This window comes from Microbacterium marinilacus (assembly GCF_019753765.1).
GTDB lineage: Bacteria > Actinomycetota > Actinomycetes > Actinomycetales > Microbacteriaceae > Microbacterium > Microbacterium marinilacus.
Map to the genome: position 1 here is coordinate 52,394 of NZ_JAIJZW010000002.1, position 15,653 is coordinate 68,046.

Here is a 15,653-nt window from a genome sequence, read left to right on the forward strand (position 1 = left end):
CTCAGGCATCCCTGCGGGTGAAGGCGGCCCCGGCGACCGCGAGCAGGCCGACGGTCCAGGCGGCCATCACCAGCGCCCCCGGAAGGGTGTCGAGCCCGCCGTCGATGGTGTCGACCCCTCCGAAGAGACGGCGTCCGGCCATGTCCGGCAGCCAGTGGGCCAGCGGCGTGATGTTCGTCAGCAGCAGCGAGACGGACACCAGCGAGCTGTTCACGATCAGCACGATGAGCGGCACGACGCCGCTGCGCGTCAGGACGGCGATCGCGAACGCCAGCAGGCCGGTCAGCGTCCAGTAGAGGCAGGCTCCGAGCCAGCGCCAGAGCGCCTCCTGCGCGGACACGGTCTCGTGCCCCGCGTCGCCGATGACGGCCCGAGCGAGGACGAGGCAGGCGGGGAGGGCCACCAGCGCCGCCACGGCGACGACCGCGACGACGGCGACCGCCTTGGCCGTCAGCACGGTCAGCCGCCGAGGAATGACGGTGAGGGTCGTGGTCAGCTGTCTGCCGCCGCCGGCGTCCGGGCTGTTGGCGGTGTACTCGCTGCTGATCAGGACGACGCCGATGACGACGGCGCCCACGGTGCCGAGCGGGGCGGCGGCGTAGCCGGTCTCGAAGGCCGAGGTGCTGGCGAGCAGCTCGTCGGCTCGGCCCGCCGCGATGGCGCTGCGGGCCGTCACGGCGTTGAGCAGCGTGATGCCGAGCGAGCCGAGGATCGCCACGGCAGCGCCGGCCCACACGGCGGGCAGGGTGGCGGCCTTGCGGAGCTCGGCGGAGACCGCGTGGAACAGCGTCATCGCCGGTTCCCCTGATCGCCGGTGAGGCCGAAGAACGCGTCCTCGAGGGTGGCGTACCCCGCGGTGGCCTCGGCCAGCGGGCCGGCGTTGACGACACGTCCGCCGGCGATGACGACGAGGTCGTCGGCGATCTCGGCGACCTCGCTCATCAGGTGGCTGGACAGCAGCACGGTGCCGCCCGCATCGGCGTGGCCGCGCAGCAGGCGACGGATCCAGCGGATGCCCTCCGGGTCGAGCCCGTTCACCGGCTCGTCGAGGACGAGCGCGTCCGGCTCGCCGAGGAGCGCGGCGGCGATGCCGAGCCGCTGACCCATGCCGAGCGAGAGCCGGCCGACACGCGTGCGCGCTGCGTCCTCGAGGCCCACCTCCTCGAGCACCTCGGCCACGCGACGCTTCGCGATGCCGTTACTGCGCGCCACCCACGCGAGATGGTCGCGCGCGGTGCGCGAGCGATGCGCGCCGGAGCCGTCGAGCATGGACCCGACCGTCCGCAGCGGCGCGCGCAGGCTCCGATAGGGGCGGCCGTCGATGAGCGAGGTCCCCGCGGAGGCGCGATCCAGGCCGAGCAGGATGCGCAGGGTGGAGGACTTGCCGGCGCCGTTCGGGCCGAGGAAGCCGGTCACCCGCCCAGGGAGCGCCTGGAAGGAGACATCGGTGAGCACGGCGCGGGAGCCGTGACGTTTCGCGAGACCGTCGATCGTCAGCATTTCCCCATCCCACCCCGGCCGCGCCCCGGCCGTCATCGGACCGGAGCCCGGTGTTCCCGGCGCCGGCTGCGACCCCGGTCCGTCAGACCCAGGTCCGATGACGCGGCGAGGAGCGATACCTAGACTCGGCGGGTGGACACCGACAGGCCGACGTGGCGCTCGCGCGCATGGCTCGTCGCCGCGTCGGTCCTGCTCGCGCTCGTGCTCGTGCTCTCCACGGTCGGCGTCGACTCGCCTCAGACCACGCTGGCGATGACGCTCGTCGCCATCGGGGTCGCCGCCGCCATGGTGGTCTGGGCGCTGCTGCGCACGCGGTCGCACCGGAGGCTGTACGAGGCGGAGCTGGCCGCCTGGGCCGCCGAGCGGGCGGCGCAGGGCGAGCGCCTGCGGATCGCGCGCGACCTGCACGACCTCGTCTCGCACGGCCTCGGCATCATCACCGTCCGTGCCGCCGTCGCCCGTGCGATTCCCGATCCGGACGAGGACGACCGCGCGAACGCGCTCGCCGACATCGAGCGCGTCGGCCGCGAGACGACGACCGAGCTGCGGCGCATGCTCACCGTGCTGCGGACGCCCGGCCCGGCGCCCCTCCGCCCCGCCGACACCCTCGACGACCTGCCCGCGATCGTCGACGCCGCGAGCTCGACCGGCGTCGAGGCCACGCTCGCCGTCGCCGACCTCGGAGAGGTCTCGGCCGGCGTGCAGCTCACCGTCTGCGCGGTCGTGCGCGAGGCGCTCAGCAACGCCATCCGGCACGCCGGACCGACGCGGGCGCGCATCGACGTGCGGCGCGAGGGAGACGCGCTCGCCGTCGACGTCCAGGACGCGGGGCCGAGCGAGGGGTGGAGGCCGCAGCCCGGGGCGGGTCACGGCCTCGACGCCCTGCGCGAGCGTGTCGCCGTCCTCGGCGGCACCCTCGACGCCGAGCCCGCCGGCCCCGGCTTCCGCCTCACCGCGCGGATCCCCGACCGGGGGCCCGCGTGATCGCCGCATCGTCCGTCGTCCGCGTCGTGATCGCGGACGACCAGGCACTCCTCCGCCACAGCCTCGCCGCCCTCGTCTCGGCAGCCGAGGACGTGACGGTCGTGGGCGAGGCGGGGACCGGGCAGGAGGCCGTGCGTCTCGCCGGCGAGCTCGTGCCCGACGTGATCCTCATGGACATCCGCATGCCGGACGGCGACGGCATCGAGGCGACCCGCGCCATCACCGCCGACCCCGCGCTGTCCCGCTGCCGGGTGCTCGTGCTCAGCATGTTCGAGCTCGACGACTACGTCTACGGAGCGCTGCGCGCGGGCGCCAGCGGCTTCCTGCTCAAGGACTCCCGTCCCGAAGAACTCGTCGACGCGATCCGGCGAACTCATGCGGGCGAGTCTCTTTTCGCGCCGGCCGTCCTCACCCGGCTCGTGGAGCACTATGTGCGCCGGCCCGCCGCATCGCCGGGACGGCTGGACGTCCTCACCGACCGCGAGCGCGAGGTGCTCGTGCTGGTTGCCCGCGGGCTCTCCAACGACGAGATCGCCGCGTCCCTCACCATCTCGATCAAGACCGTCAAGACGCACATCGGCAGCCTGCTCGCCAAGCTGGCAGCCCGCGACCGCGCCCAGCTCGTCATCGCCGCCTACGAACGCGGGCTGGTCGCGGTGTCCTGACCGTACCCGGCAGATCGGTGAGCGACGAGAGCCGGTTCCGTTGTGCTCGCACCCCCGTCCGCTCCACGGCAGCCGTGCGTGCGTCACCGTTCGGCGTCGAACGACCGAAGGACGACGTCGAGGCCGGCGATCGACGCGTCGACGACGAACCGGTAGTAGGCCCAGCGCATGAGGGCGGCGGTCTCGCCGCCCTCAGCGAAGGGGCGGATGAAGTGCTGACCCATGGCGCGCACCTCGTCTGACGCGGCATGCAACTGCTCGAACTCCGCCATCATGGCGCTGTGATCGCGGGGGCCGTCGCCTTCGTGCTGCAGGCGATCGTCGCCCATGGACACCGTGAGCATGGCGTTGTTCAGCAGCAGTGCGTAGGCAAAGTCGGTCTTGTCGGCGAATCCCGCCCGCCGGAGCACGGCGATGCCCGCCTCGAGGACGGGCAGCACGGCGGGCAGCGTCGGGCCGTGCATCAGCATCCACTTCGCCGCGCCCGGGTACTCCGCGGCGGTCGGCCCGGCAGAGGACAGCAGCGCGCGAAACCACTCCTGCCAGGAGAGGTCTGACGGCGGCAGCTCGATCCGCCTCAGCATCCGCTCGACGACTCTGCGGCAGAGGAGATCCTTCCCGCCGACGTGGTGATAGATCACCGACGGAGCGACACCGAGCCGGCCGGCGAGATCCCTGATCGACCACGTCATCAGGTGGGTCTCGCGGGTCAGCTCCACGGCGGTGTCGGTCACCCTCTCCGGCGTGAGGCCGACGTGGAACGGTGGCGCATCCGTCATGGTGACGATTCTCCTCGAAGCTCCATTAGAACAGTGTTCACATTGTGTGTGATAATCGTTCTCAACAAATGGTCGGAGGAGGGCACATGAGCGTTGTGGACGGCACCCGCGGGTCGGAATCGTTCTTCGCGCCGGTGCGGAGGAGCCTCGCCGGCATCGTCGCCCTGAGCGTGCTCGGAGCGGTGAGCGGGGTCGTGCCCTTCATCGCGATCGTGGAGCTCGCGCGCACGATGCTGCCCGCGCTCTCGGGGGTCGCCGCCGACGCCGGACGTGTCTGGGCGATCGTCGGCGTGGCCACGGTCGCGCTGTTCCTGAGCTTCGGCGCCGCCTTCCTGTCGGGAATGGTGAGCCACTTCGCGGACGCCGAGTTGCAGCTCTCGTTGCGGCGGCGCATCGTGCGTCACCTGCAGCGGCTTCCGCTGGGCTGGTTCGACCGGCGCACCTCGGGCACCGTGCGGAAGCTCGTCGAGAACGACGTGGTCGCGCTGCATCAGCTGATCGCCCATGCGATCCACGACGTCGTGACGGCCGTGACGGTGCCGGCGGTCAGCCTCGCGTATCTGTTCGTCGTGCAGTGGCAGCTGGCGCTCGCCGCGCTCGTCCCGCTGGTCGTGACAGCCATCCTGTATCCGGTCCTCATGCGCGGGGGAGGGGAGAAGTACCGGCAGTACGACGAGTCGACGTCCGCTTTGTCCGGGGCCACGGTCGAGTTCGTGCACGGCATCGCCGTCGTGAAGCGCTTCGGCCAGCTCGGGCGCAGTCACCGCCGGTACCGCGACGAGACGGCGAGGTACGTGCGGTTCGTCGACGAGTGGACGCGGGAGACCGCCGCGATGTTCACGGTCATCGAGATCGTCACGTCTCCCGTGGTCGTGCTGACCTGGCTGCTCACCACCGGCGCGTGGCTCGTGTCGGTCGGAGCAGCCGCCCCGATCGATGTGCTCCCCGGCGTGCTGTTGGGCCTCGGGCTGACCAGCCCGCTGATGAAGCTGGGGTCATCGGCGCAGTTCCTGCGCAACGCGACGAAGGCCCAGCAGTCGCTTGCGGAGTTCCTCGCGCTCCCGCCCGCGCCGCGTGCCGACGTCCCGAGCAGTCCGCGCGGCGCGGACGTCGCGTTCGACGACGTCTCCTTCGCCTACGACGGCGACCATCGCGTGCTGCACGAGATCGCCGCGGCATGCGCGCCCGGCACCGTGACCGCGCTCGTCGGGTCCTCCGGATCCGGCAAGTCGACCCTCGCGAAGCTCGTGCCCCGCTTCTACGACGCACAGGAGGGCACCGTCGGGATCGCGGGTGTGGACGTCCGTCGGATCGAGCCCGCCGATCTGTACGGGGCGGTGGGCTTCGTGTTCCAGGACGTCCAGCTGCTGCGGACGAGCCTGCGCGAGAACATCCGCCTCGCCCGCCCGGAAGCGAGCGATGACGAGATCGAGGCCGCGGCGCGGGCGGCGCAGATCCACGAGCGGATCCTGCGGTTCGACCGGGGCTATGACGCGGTCGTGGGGGAGGACGCCAACCTCTCCGGCGGCGAGGCTCAGCGCGTCACGATCGCCCGCGCGCTGATGGCGGACACGCCGGTGCTCGTCCTCGACGAGGCGACGGCCTTCGCCGACCCCGACTCGGAGGCCGCGATCCAGCGCGCGCTCTCGACGCTCACCGCCGACCGCACGGTTCTGGTCATCGCGCACCGACTCCACACGATCACGGGCGCCGACCAGATCCTCGTGCTCGACGGCGGGCGCATCGTCGAGCGGGGCACGCATCCGGAGCTGGTCGCCGCAGGAGGCCGGTTCGCGCGGATGTGGGCCGACTACCAGGCGAACCATGCCCGCGCTCTGCCGGAAGGGGCTCGTCGATGATCCGCAGGCTGCTGCACTATTCGTCGCCCGTCGCGCGCCGGCTGCTGATCGCCGAGCTCGTCTTCATCGTCGCCACCGCCATCCTGCAGGGCGTCGCGTTCCTCATGCTCGTCCCGCTGCTTCGCGCGCTGTTCCTGGGTGACGCCGACGCCGTGCGGCAGGGGCTCGTGGTGCTCGCGGCGGTCGGGGCCTGCTACGTGCTGACGACGTGGTTCGCCAGCCAGATCGGCATGAAGGCCAGCAGCGCGCTGCTGGACTCGCTCCTGACCCGGCTGGGCGACCGGCTCGTGGAACTGCCCGTGTCGTGGTTCGCCGCCGATCGGTCTGGTCTCGTCACCGGCATCGCGACCCAGGGCGCGATGTTCGTCTCCAACATGCCGTACGCGATCCTGCGGCAGATCCTGATCGGCTTCGTCACCCCGGCGACGGTGCTCGTCGGGATGTACCTCGTCGACTGGCGCCTGGCTCTGGCGATGACCGTGATGATCCCTGTGCTGCTGGTCGGCTATCGCTGGCTGCGCAACGCCATCGGACGCGGCGACGCCCGCCATGCGGAGGCCGTCGCGGACGCGTCCAACCGGGTGATCGAGTTCGCCCGCGTGCAGCCCGCGTTGCGCACGGTCGGCGAGGGCTCGATCGCCGACCGGCTCGTGGAGGACGCGCTGCAGAACCAGCACCGCGCCTACCGCGGCATGCTCGTGACCGGGGGAGCGGGCATCGCCACGTTCGCCGGCCTCGTGCAGCTCTCGCTGACCCTGCTGCTCGTCGTCGGCGCGTTCCTCGCCGTGGGCGGGACGGTCGACGTGGCCACCCTCATCGCCCTGCTCGTGCTGGGGGTGCGCTTCAACGAGCCCATCGTCGCCGCGGGCGATCTCGGCGGCGGCGTCGCCGTCGCGCGCACCACCCTCGACCAGCTCGACCGGCTCGCCGCGGTGACCGCGCTGCCCGAGCCGCAGGCGCCCGCCGTCGCCGCCGACGCGGGGATCGCGTTCGACGGCGTCACGTTCGGATACGGCGGGGAGCCAGTGCTGCGCGACCTGTCGTTCCGCGCCCCGGCCGGGCGCATGACGGCGATCGTCGGCCCCTCCGGCTCGGGAAAGACCACGATCACGAAGCTCATCGCCCGCTTCTACGATCCCGACGAGGGGACCGTGTCGATCGGGGGCGTCGCGCTGCCCGACCTCGGCACCGCCGCGGTCGAGGCCGCCGTCGCCCCGGTTTTCCAGGACGTCTACCTGTTCGACGACACGATCCTGGGCAACATCTGGATCGGCAACCCCGACCTGCACCGCGACGACGTGATCGCCGCCGCGACGCGGGCGCGCGTCGATGAGATCGTCGCCCGGCTGCCCGGTGGCTGGGACGCGCGGGTCGGCGAGGGCGGGTCGAACCTCTCCGGCGGGGAGCGCCAGCGAGTGTCCATCGCCCGTGCGCTGCTGAAGGACGCGCCGATCGTGGTGCTGGACGAGGCGACGGCCGCGCTCGACATCGGCAACGAGATCGCGATCGGCGAGGCGGTCGACGCCATCCGCGCCGATCGGACGCTGATCGTGGTGGCCCACCGGCTTCAGACGATCATGACGGCCGACCGGATCATCATGCTCGACGGCGACGGGGGCATCCGCGAGACGGGCTCCCACGCCGAGCTCCTTGCCGCCGGCGGCGCCTATGCCGGTTACTGGCGCGAGCGCGTCGAGGCCGCCGGCTGGCAGCTCGCGGCACCCGATACCGCACCGGACCCCCTCCCCGAAAGGACCCGAGATGACCGATGACACCCTCGCCGCAAGCGCGGCCCCCACCGGACGGCGACGCTCGTCGATCTCGTTCAGCGCGCGCGATCTGCTGAACGTGGCGATCTTCGCCGTCATCTACTTCGTGATCGTGTTCGTCATCGCGATGCTCGGCGTCGTCAGTCCGCTGGTGATGCTGTTGACGCTGCCGCTGTCGGCCATCGCGGCGGGCGTGCCGTACATGCTGTTCCTCACGCGGGTGCGGCACACCGGCATGGTGACGCTGTTCGGTCTGGTCGTCGGGCTGCTGTATCTGATGATGGGGCAGCCATGGCAGAGCACCCTGGTCACCGTCGGCGTCTCGATCCTCGCCGAGCTCGTCCTGGCCGCCGGGGGCTTCCGCTCGAAGTGGGCGGCGATCTGGGCCTACACGGTGTTCTCGGCGTGGTTCGTCGGCCCGTGGATCCCGATGTTCCTCGACCGCGACGCCTACCTCCGCTCGGCCGCGATGGAGAGCATGGGCGAGGAGTACCTCGCCGGATTCGACCAGCTCGTCTCGACCCCTGCGGTGCTGGCGATGACGGGCGCGGCCGTGGTCTGCGGATTCCTCGGCGCGCTGCTCGGCACCGCGCTGCTGCGCAAGCACTTCCGCAAAGCCGGTCTTGCCTGAGGGCGGCGGCCCGGCGGGCTGGGGCAAGACGACGGGCCAGCGTCGGGCGCTGGACCCGCGGACGAAGATCCTGCTCGTCATCGCCTGCAGCGTCGTGGTGATGAGTCCCGCGGGCCTGCCGTTCGTCCCCACCGTGCTCCTGGTCGCGGTGGCGCTGGCGGTCTGGGAAGGCGCCCGCGCACGGGCGATCGGGATCGCCGCCGCGGCTCTTCTGCTGTGGGCGGTGGGGTGGCTGGTGCCGCTGTGGTGGCCGAACGGCGTCACGGCGATGGCGTCCCTCGTCTGCGTGTACGCGATCCGCTTCACCGCCGCGATCGGCGTGGGGGCGCACCTGATCGCCACGACCTCCCCGACCCAGCTCTCCGCCGCCTTCCGCGCCTGGCGCGTCCCGAGGCCGATCTCGGTGACGCTCGCGGTGATGCTCCGCTTCTTCCCCGTCGTCGGAGCGGAGTCGTCGGCCGTGCTCGACGCGATGAGGCTGCGCGGCCTCGTCGGCGTCCGGGGGATGCTGCGTCACCCCGTGCTCAGCCTCGAGCGGTTCACGGTGCCGATGATCGCGGCGAGCCTGCGCGCGAGCGAAGACCTCTCGGCCTCCGCCGTGCTGCGTGGACTCGGCTCCCGCCGCACGCCCACCGCGATGAACCCGCCGCGCTTCGGCGCGCCCGACCTCGTCCTGCTGATCGTCGTCGCGGTCCTCGCTATCGCCGTCCCGGTCCTGCCGAGGGCGCTCGCATGATCCGGCTCGAGTCCGTCAGCTGGACGTACCCGCACGCCGACGCGCCGAGCCTGCGCCAGCTCGACCTCCGCATCGCGGCGGGTGAGCTTGTCGTCCTGTGCGGCGCGTCCGGCTCAGGCAAGTCGACCGCTCTGCGCCTGATGAACGGCCTCATCCCGCACTTCCACGACGAGGGTGTGCTCAGCGGCACGGTCACGGTCGACGGCCTGGTCACCGCCCACGCCGAGCTCGACGACCTGGGATGTGCGACCGGGACGGTGCTGCAGCATCCGCGCCGTCAGTTCTTCACCGACAACGCGGCGGAAGAGCTCGCCTTCGCGATGGAGAACTTCGGCGAGCCGCCGGAAGAGATCCGCGAGCGCGTGGCTCGCGGCCTCGTGCGTCTCGCGCCGCACGTCCCGATGGGGCAGCGCCTGCAGCGGCTCTCCGGAGGGCAGCAGCAACAGGTCGCGATCGCCGCCGCCACGGCGCACGGCCCTCGGGTCCTCCTGCTGGACGAGCCGAGCTCGAATCTCTCGGCCGACGCCGTCGCCCGGCTCGCCGAGGCTCTCGGCGTGCTGAAGGCGCAGGGGGTGACGATCGTCGTCGCCGAGCATCGACTGCGCTGGCTGCAGCACCTGGCCGACCGGATCGTCGTGATGCGCGACGGCGCGATCGACGTCGAGTGGACCGCCGACGAGTTCCGTGCGATCTCCGACGAGGACCTCGCGGGGGAGGGGCTGCGCGGCGACGTCCGCACCGCGCGGCTGCCCGTCCTTCCGGCGGCCGGACCGAGCGTCGCGGGCGCCGTCGCAGCGCGCGAGGTGCCGGGAGGCACGCTCGAGCTCGACGGCGTCCGCTGCCGCCTCGGCGGCCGGACGGTGCTCGACCTCGATCGCGTGTGCTTCCGCGCCGGCGAGGTCACCGCCCTTCGCGGTGTCAACGGCGCAGGCAAGTCCACCCTCGCCCGCGTCGTCACCGGTCTCCAACGGGCGGGCGGCACCGTGCGGCTGGACGGACGTCCGCTCAGTCGACGGGCGCGCCAGCGCGCCAGCGCCATCGTGATGCAGGACGTGCAGCGGCAACTGTTCACCGACAGCGTCCGGGCCGAGATCGAGCTCGCCGCCACGGACGCGCCGCGTCCTCCGGACGTCGCAGCGACCCTCGGTGCTCTCGACCTCGCCCCTCTCTCGGAGCGCCACCCGCTGTCGCTGTCCGGCGGCCAGCAGCAGCGGCTCGTCGTGGCGGCGGTGCGCGTCGCAGCCCGACGCATCGTGATCTTCGACGAGCCGAGCTCCGGTGTCGATCGCCGTCACCTGCAGTCCATCTCCGACCAGATCCGTCAGGTCGCGGCTGCCGGCGCGGTGGTGCTTCTGATCAGTCACGACGAGGACCTGCTGTCGCTCGCCGCGGATCGGCAGCTGACCCTGGCGTCCGCGATGTCCGACGTCGCACCCTCGCGCTCAGAAACCGCTCGCGACGCGCTCGCCGTCGGGCATGACACACGGGAGGAACATCCATGACCGCACCGACCTCGAGCACCCCCGCCTCGAGCACTCCGCCTGCGCGCGACGCGCCCCGCCCGCAGATCTCCCTGCTGCTCGGGGCCGTGTTGCTCGCCTATCTCGGCCAGATGACGCTGAACCCGATCATCGCTCCGCTCTCCCGGGAAGTCGGCCTGGCCGAGTGGCAGATCGGAGCGACCATCAGCACGGCGGCGGTCATGGTGGTGCTCACCAGCCAGTTCTGGGGACGCCGCTCCCAGTCGTGGGGTCGCAAGCCGGTGCTCGTCGCCGCATTCGTTCTGGCCACCGTCACGATGGTGCTCTTCGCGCTGCTGGCATGGCTCGGGATGGCCGGGGCCGTCACGGGAACGGCCCTCTTCCTGATCTTCGTGCTGCTGCGGGGAATCGGGTTCGGCAGCGCGCTCGCCGCCGTGCCGCCCACCGCGCAGGCGTACATCGCGGATGTGACGACGGATGAGCGGGCGCGGGTCAAGGGCATGGCCGGCGTCGGCGCGGTGCAGGGCATCGCCATGGTCGGCGGCTCGATGATCGGCGGGCTGCTCTCGGCGTTCGGGCTGATCGCGCCGTTGATCGCCGTTCCTGTCCTCCTCGGCGCCGGCCTCGTCCTCATCGCCCTGCGGCTGCGCAGGGAGTCCCGTCACGAGCGGATCGATACCCCGAAGCGCGTCAGTCCGGTCGACACCCGCGTCTGGCCCTATCTCCTGGCGGGCTTCGGGATGTTCACCGCGCTCGGGTTCATCCAGGTGATCACGGGCTTCATCGTCCAGGACCGTCTCGGCCTCGACTCCGCCACCACGGGGCTCGTCACGGGCGGCGCCCTGCTTGCGGCCGGTGTGGGCATGATCGTCGCGCAGACCGTGATCGTGCCGCGCAGCGGCTGGACGCCGCCGACCCTGCTGCGCGTCGGCGGGCTGGTCGCCCTCGGGGGGTTCGTCGTCCTCATCGTCGACGCGGGCGCCGTGCCGCTGTTCGTGGCGATCCTCTCCATCGGCCTGGGCCTCGGCATCGCCATGCCCGGCTACACCGCGGGCCCGAGTCTGCTCGTCGACCGCGACGAGCAGGGTGGGCTCGCCGGTCTCGTGGGGGCGACGACGGGTCTCACCTTCGTCATCGCCCCCACGCTCGCGACGGCTCTGTACGGCAGCTGGGCGCCGCTGCCGGTCATCGTGGGCGCGGCGGTCATGGCGCTCGTCGTGCTGTTCGTCTTCGCCCATCCGCGATTCCGCCGTTCGCGCACGCGTGCCGAGGCGGAGCCGCGACGCGCCTGAATCCGCCGCCGGCGCCTCGGCGTGGCCGGAGCGGGGGTCTGCAGCGCTATTGATAAGGATTATCATTAAGATGTGGGCCGCCACGTCGGCGGCTCATGCGAAAGGAAGTTCATGCATCAGGTTTCTCGCACTCGTTCACGGCAGATCGCGAGCGTCGCCGTGCTCGGCGTCGCGCTTGCCGCCGTTCCGACCTCGGCCGCGTTCGCCTACGACCCGTCCGACGGGCGTGAGGTGCTCGGCGCCGGCGTCCACGTGGACGCGATCTATCCGGAGATCGAGGACGGGCGGCTCGAGGTCCACACGCTCACGCCGGACGGGGTGGTCGACGCGGACACCGTGCTGCTGCACATCCCCTCGACGGAGTCTTCGCAGGTCACGCTGCCGGAGGGCTACGAGTTTCTCGGCCCGGAGGGCACCGACGCGTGGGTGACCACCGAGGCGCAGGACCCATCGGTCGTCTGGCCGGGCTGGTCGTTCGAGGGGATCGAGCAGGGCGTCCTCAAGGGCACCGTGAAGATCGCCTACGAGGGATTCAGCTATGCCGGCGGCGGAGACGAGCCCCGGTTCGCCGTCACCCAGCCCGGCGGGTTCGAGGGAGACAAAGTCACCCCGGTGATCGTCCCGGGCACGACCTTCACGTCGACGTCCGGCGAGGTCGGCGGGCACACGCACGCCACCTGGACCTTCACGGAGGAGGGTGTCTATGACATCGACTTCACCGTCGAGGCCACGCTCGCCGACGAGACGCCGATCTCGGACGACGTGACGGTGCGCTTCGTCGTGGGCGAGCTGGGTGCCACCGACGGGGAGCCGCAGCCGCAGCAGGATCCGGAGGTGACCGACTCGGTCGAGTCCCTGACCGTCGTGCCGAGCAAGGTCGACGCCGAGTACTTCGTCGGACAGACGGTGAACCTCACCGCGCTGTCCCCGGACGCCGCGGAGGCGGACGTTTACCACTGGTACGTCACGAAGCCGGGCGAGTCCGAAGCCGTGGTCGACGAGGAGCAGACCACGAACACGTTCTCGACCAAGCCCGTGCGCGGCATCGACGGCGCCGAGGTCTACGTCGAACGGACCTCGGCTGACGGCGATGTGCTCGAGACCTCCGAGCCCCTCGAGATCGGCGTGCGCGCGATCGAGCCCACGACCGCGCTGTCGGTCACGGCGGACGCGGACTCCTACCAGGCGGGCGACACCGCCCACTTCACCTCCGCTCAGGCCCCGCAGACGGACGACGAGCACTACCACTGGTACCTCAAGCTCGCCGGAGAGGACGAGTACGCGTGGATCCCGGAGTCGCGTCTGGCCGACCAGGACCTCGAGATCACCTCGGACATGGACGGCGCGACGATCACCGCCCGGCTGTTCAACGCCGACCACTCGGTGCTGGCCGAGTCTCCGGTGCTGCACCTGTCCGTCGGCGACGACGACGCGACCGACATCGAGCCCCTCGCCGTGACTGCCGACCGGGACGGGTACGCCGTGGGTGACGAGGCCAGCTTCACCGCCGACGGCGTGGATGACGCCGACACGGTCGAATGGTCGGTTCGCAAGAGCGGCGAGAACGTCTTCACGGCTCTGGAGGAGACCGCCGGCGCGACGCTCGTCGCCGAGGTCGGCGAGGACTGGGACGGCGCGGAGATCCGGGCCGTCGTCCGCGACGGCTCGAACGTGTCGGCCGAGGGCTCGCTGCCTGCGGTGGCGTTGAGCGGCGAGGCCGCTGACGACGACGCTCCGGCCGCCGGCGACGAGGCCGGCGTGCCGGTGCTGACGATCGTGATCGCGGCGGTGATCGCCCTCGCGATCATCGTGATCGTCGTCCTGCTGCTCCGCGCGCGCCGCAAGCGCAGCGCCGAGTAGGTCGTCACTCCACGGGCTGGGGGCGCAGCGACGAGCGGCGTCCCCAGCCCGCCCGACAGAGAAGCTCCATGATCCGTACCGCTTCCCGCGCTTTTCGTCCGCTCGCGCTCGCGCTCGGCACCACCCTGGGCGCCGCGCTCGCAGCGCACGGTCTCTCCGCCGCGCCACCTCCCGCGGCCTCCCATATCGCCGCGGCACCCGCCGCCGACATCACGGAGCTCGACCAGGGGCACGCTGACATCGGGCCGGTCCTTGTCGACGGGCGGTGGCGGATCGAGATCAAGGACGACTCGGGTGGCGAGGCGGTCTGGCGCGATCCCGACAGCACCGTGCTCCGCGTGCGTGACGCCGCCGAGCACGAGCTCCCCGACTCGAGCGACTATGCGTTCCTCGGCGAGCCCGGCGACGAGGTCTTCCTCATCCCGCAGACACAGCTCGACGGGGTCATCTGGCTGGGGTGGAACACGCAGCACCCGGCCTTGCTCGACGATCCGCCGCAGCAGATCTCGTTCAGACTCCACGACGTGGTCGGGCCCGGGCGGCTCCACGTGTACTTCGACTACGGGGGCTTCCGGCCCGCCCGCGAGGTGTGGGACGGCTCCGACCCCGGCGAGCCGCTGCGGGTGGAGCCGAACACGCACGCGCACGCCAACTGGGCGTTCAGCGCGGCGGGGGAGTATCGGGTGGGCTTCACCGCCGAGATCGTCGACGCCGCGGGGGTGTCCCATACCGCTTCGGCCACGCTCCATTTCCTCGTGGGGGACGACGCCGAGAGCACCGCTGGGTCGCCGCTGTCCGTGCCGGTGACCCTGGGGGCCCTCCTCGGGGTGCTTCTGCTCGTCCTGCTCCTGCTCCTGCTCGTGCTCGTCGTCGACGTCCGCGGCGCTCGCCGACGGCGGGCCCTGTGATGCGCGCGCGAACGCGGATCGCGGTCGTCGGCGCGGGCGTCATCGGAATGGCGGTCGCGCGAGAGCTCGCCGTCCGCGGCGCCGAGGTGACGATCGTCGAACGAGACCGCGTCGGTGCCGGCGCGAGCGGAACGACGTTCGCGTGGGTGAACTCCAACGGCAAGGCGCCCGAGTCCTACCACCAGCTGAACGTGGCCGGCCTCCGGGCGCATCGAAGGCTGCAGGCGCGGGAGCGGACGCGGGCGCCCTGGTTCGTCCCGTCGGGCACCATCGAGTGGTCCGACAGCGCCGAGGGCGACATCCGCGTCCGTGAGCGCGTGGAGCGGCTCGAAGAGCTCGCATATCCCGTCGAGGAGATCACTGTGGACCGATTGCGGAAGGCGGCGCCCGGGATCGAGCCGGGTGCGGTGATGTCCGCGTGGCGGTTCCCCGCGGAGGGCTACGTGCACCCCGCGCTGTTGCTGGCGCGTCTCTGGGACGAGGCCCGCGAGCATGGCGCGCGCCTGATCGCGCCCGCCTCGGTCGTGGACGTCGTCGAGCACGGCGACGTGGTGACGCTGTCGCTGGACGACGGCGGCGAATGGATCGGCGATCAGGTCGTGATCGCGGCGGGCCGGTGGTCGTCCTCCATCGCGCTGATGCTCGGGCGCTCCGTGGCCATGATCGACGCGGACCTCCCTGGCCGCGTCGGGTGCAGCTTCCTCGGTTACACCGCGCCCATGCCCGTTCAGCTCGGCGTCAACCTCATCTCGCCCGCGCTGAACCTTCGCCCGGATGGCGGGGGACGGATGCTGCTGCAGTCCCCGCGGCTGGACCGCTCCGCCGACCCGTCGCGCACGTACGACCGCGATGGCCCCGTCGGCAGGGAACTGCTCCGGGAGCTGCGGCGCTTGTTTCCGGAGGTGGGGCCGATCCGTTTGGAGAGGATGGCCGTGGGGCAGCGGTCGCGGCCGGCCGACGGCCTCCCCGCGGTCGGCCGCCTCAGCGAGCGCGCCTATCTGGCCGTGGCGCACAGCGGCATCACGCTGTCCCTCGTTCTCGGAGAGCTGGTGGCAGCCGAGATGCTCGACGACGACCGGTCGGCGCTGCTCGACGACTACGCGCCTGACCGCCTTCTCGGCCGCACCGTCGCCGACTTCTCGGAGATCCGCACGATCCACTTCCCGGCGGACCAGTAGGACCGCGGCGC

14 protein-coding genes are annotated in these 15,653 nt (G+C 71.7%); 11 read left to right on the forward strand and 3 right to left on the reverse strand.

Annotated features, from left to right (window positions below):
- Position 1 precedes the first annotated feature (1 nt).
- Positions 2-793 carry an ABC transporter permease gene (locus tag K5S26_RS03685; RefSeq protein WP_221856146.1) on the reverse strand — a complete coding sequence of 264 codons (792 nt, stop codon included), beginning with the start codon at positions 791-793 and terminating at the stop codon, positions 2-4.
- Positions 790-1,500, reverse strand: coding sequence for an ABC transporter ATP-binding protein (locus K5S26_RS03690; RefSeq protein WP_221856148.1), 711 nt, complete (start codon positions 1,498-1,500; stop codon positions 790-792). The genes K5S26_RS03685 and K5S26_RS03690 overlap by 4 nt, the downstream gene beginning before the upstream one ends.
- Positions 1,501-1,632: 132 nt before the next feature.
- Between K5S26_RS03690 and K5S26_RS03695 the strand changes: the two genes are divergently transcribed.
- Together K5S26_RS03695 and K5S26_RS03700 are read left to right on the forward strand one after the other, a co-directional pair.
- Positions 1,633-2,484: a sensor histidine kinase gene (locus K5S26_RS03695; protein ID WP_221856149.1), complete on the forward strand. Its 852-nt coding sequence runs from the start codon at positions 1,633-1,635 to the stop codon at positions 2,482-2,484.
- The gene (locus K5S26_RS03700) at positions 2,481-3,149 is read left to right on the forward strand and encodes a response regulator (protein WP_308122745.1); all 669 of its coding nucleotides are present in this window, start codon (positions 2,481-2,483) and stop codon (positions 3,147-3,149) included. The genes K5S26_RS03695 and K5S26_RS03700 overlap by 4 nt, the downstream gene beginning before the upstream one ends.
- An 83-nt stretch (positions 3,150-3,232) precedes the next feature.
- On the opposite strand, the gene K5S26_RS03705 is transcribed toward K5S26_RS03700, so the two are convergent.
- On the reverse strand, positions 3,233-3,928 hold the full coding sequence (locus K5S26_RS03705; RefSeq protein WP_221856150.1) for a TetR/AcrR family transcriptional regulator: 696 nt from the start codon (positions 3,926-3,928) through the stop codon (positions 3,233-3,235).
- A gap of 86 nt (positions 3,929-4,014) precedes the next feature.
- Here K5S26_RS03705 and K5S26_RS03710 point away from each other — a divergent pair, with 86 nt between their 5' ends.
- The 9 genes from K5S26_RS03710 to K5S26_RS03750 all read left to right on the forward strand — a co-directional run bounded on the left by K5S26_RS03710 (position 4,015) and on the right by K5S26_RS03750 (position 15,642).
- Positions 4,015-5,787: an ABC transporter ATP-binding protein gene (locus K5S26_RS03710; RefSeq protein WP_246603574.1), complete on the forward strand. Its 1,773-nt coding sequence runs from the start codon at positions 4,015-4,017 to the stop codon at positions 5,785-5,787.
- Positions 5,784-7,559, forward strand: a complete 1,776-nt coding sequence (locus K5S26_RS03715; protein WP_221856152.1) for an ABC transporter ATP-binding protein — start codon at positions 5,784-5,786, stop codon at positions 7,557-7,559. The genes K5S26_RS03710 and K5S26_RS03715 overlap by 4 nt, the downstream gene beginning before the upstream one ends.
- Complete coding sequence (locus tag K5S26_RS03720; RefSeq protein WP_221856153.1) at positions 7,549-8,187, forward strand: MptD family putative ECF transporter S component; 639 nt, start codon at positions 7,549-7,551, stop codon at positions 8,185-8,187. The genes K5S26_RS03715 and K5S26_RS03720 overlap by 11 nt, the downstream gene beginning before the upstream one ends.
- On the forward strand, positions 8,180-8,923 hold the full coding sequence (locus K5S26_RS03725) for an energy-coupling factor transporter transmembrane component T (RefSeq protein ID WP_221856154.1): 744 nt from the start codon (positions 8,180-8,182) through the stop codon (positions 8,921-8,923). Before K5S26_RS03720 ends, K5S26_RS03725 begins: the two co-directional genes overlap by 8 nt.
- Entirely contained in the window at positions 8,920-10,425 is a 1,506-nt protein-coding gene (locus tag K5S26_RS03730) for an ATP-binding cassette domain-containing protein (protein ID WP_221856155.1), read from the forward strand. Before K5S26_RS03725 ends, K5S26_RS03730 begins: the two co-directional genes overlap by 4 nt.
- On the forward strand, positions 10,422-11,696 hold the full coding sequence (locus K5S26_RS03735; protein ID WP_221856156.1) for an MFS transporter: 1,275 nt from the start codon (positions 10,422-10,424) through the stop codon (positions 11,694-11,696). The genes K5S26_RS03730 and K5S26_RS03735 overlap by 4 nt, the downstream gene beginning before the upstream one ends.
- A gap of 111 nt (positions 11,697-11,807) precedes the next feature.
- Positions 11,808-13,556, forward strand: a complete 1,749-nt coding sequence (locus tag K5S26_RS03740; protein WP_221856157.1) for a choice-of-anchor M domain-containing protein — start codon at positions 11,808-11,810, stop codon at positions 13,554-13,556.
- Between the two features lie 68 nt (positions 13,557-13,624).
- Positions 13,625-14,464: a choice-of-anchor M domain-containing protein gene (locus K5S26_RS03745; RefSeq protein ID WP_221856159.1), complete on the forward strand. Its 840-nt coding sequence runs from the start codon at positions 13,625-13,627 to the stop codon at positions 14,462-14,464.
- Positions 14,464-15,642: an NAD(P)/FAD-dependent oxidoreductase gene (locus K5S26_RS03750; protein WP_221856161.1), complete on the forward strand. Its 1,179-nt coding sequence runs from the start codon at positions 14,464-14,466 to the stop codon at positions 15,640-15,642. The genes K5S26_RS03745 and K5S26_RS03750 overlap by 1 nt, the downstream gene beginning before the upstream one ends.
- Positions 15,643-15,653 lie beyond the last annotated feature (11 nt).

Excerpts from the sequence above, each read along its gene's own strand:
- K5S26_RS03710 (WP_246603574.1), top strand. The coding sequence starts at position 4,015 with ATGAGCGTTGTGGACGGCACCCGCGGGTCGGAATCGTTCTTCGCGCCG.
- K5S26_RS03720 (WP_221856153.1), top strand. The coding sequence starts at position 7,549 with ATGACCGATGACACCCTCGCCGCAAGCGCGGCCCCCACCGGACGGCGA.
- K5S26_RS03730 (WP_221856155.1), top strand. The coding sequence starts at position 8,920 with ATGATCCGGCTCGAGTCCGTCAGCTGGACGTACCCGCACGCCGACGCG.
- K5S26_RS03740 (WP_221856157.1), top strand. The coding sequence starts at position 11,808 with ATGCATCAGGTTTCTCGCACTCGTTCACGGCAGATCGCGAGCGTCGCC.
- K5S26_RS03735 (WP_221856156.1), top strand. The coding sequence starts at position 10,422 with ATGACCGCACCGACCTCGAGCACCCCCGCCTCGAGCACTCCGCCTGCG.
- K5S26_RS03715 (WP_221856152.1), top strand. The coding sequence starts at position 5,784 with ATGATCCGCAGGCTGCTGCACTATTCGTCGCCCGTCGCGCGCCGGCTG.
- K5S26_RS03690 (WP_221856148.1), bottom strand. The coding sequence starts at position 1,500 with ATGCTGACGATCGACGGTCTCGCGAAACGTCACGGCTCCCGCGCCGTG.
- K5S26_RS03705 (WP_221856150.1), bottom strand. The coding sequence starts at position 3,928 with ATGACGGATGCGCCACCGTTCCACGTCGGCCTCACGCCGGAGAGGGTG.
- K5S26_RS03685 (WP_221856146.1), bottom strand. The coding sequence starts at position 793 with ATGACGCTGTTCCACGCGGTCTCCGCCGAGCTCCGCAAGGCCGCCACC.
- K5S26_RS03745 (WP_221856159.1), top strand. The coding sequence starts at position 13,625 with ATGATCCGTACCGCTTCCCGCGCTTTTCGTCCGCTCGCGCTCGCGCTC.
- K5S26_RS03750 (WP_221856161.1), top strand. The coding sequence starts at position 14,464 with ATGCGCGCGCGAACGCGGATCGCGGTCGTCGGCGCGGGCGTCATCGGA.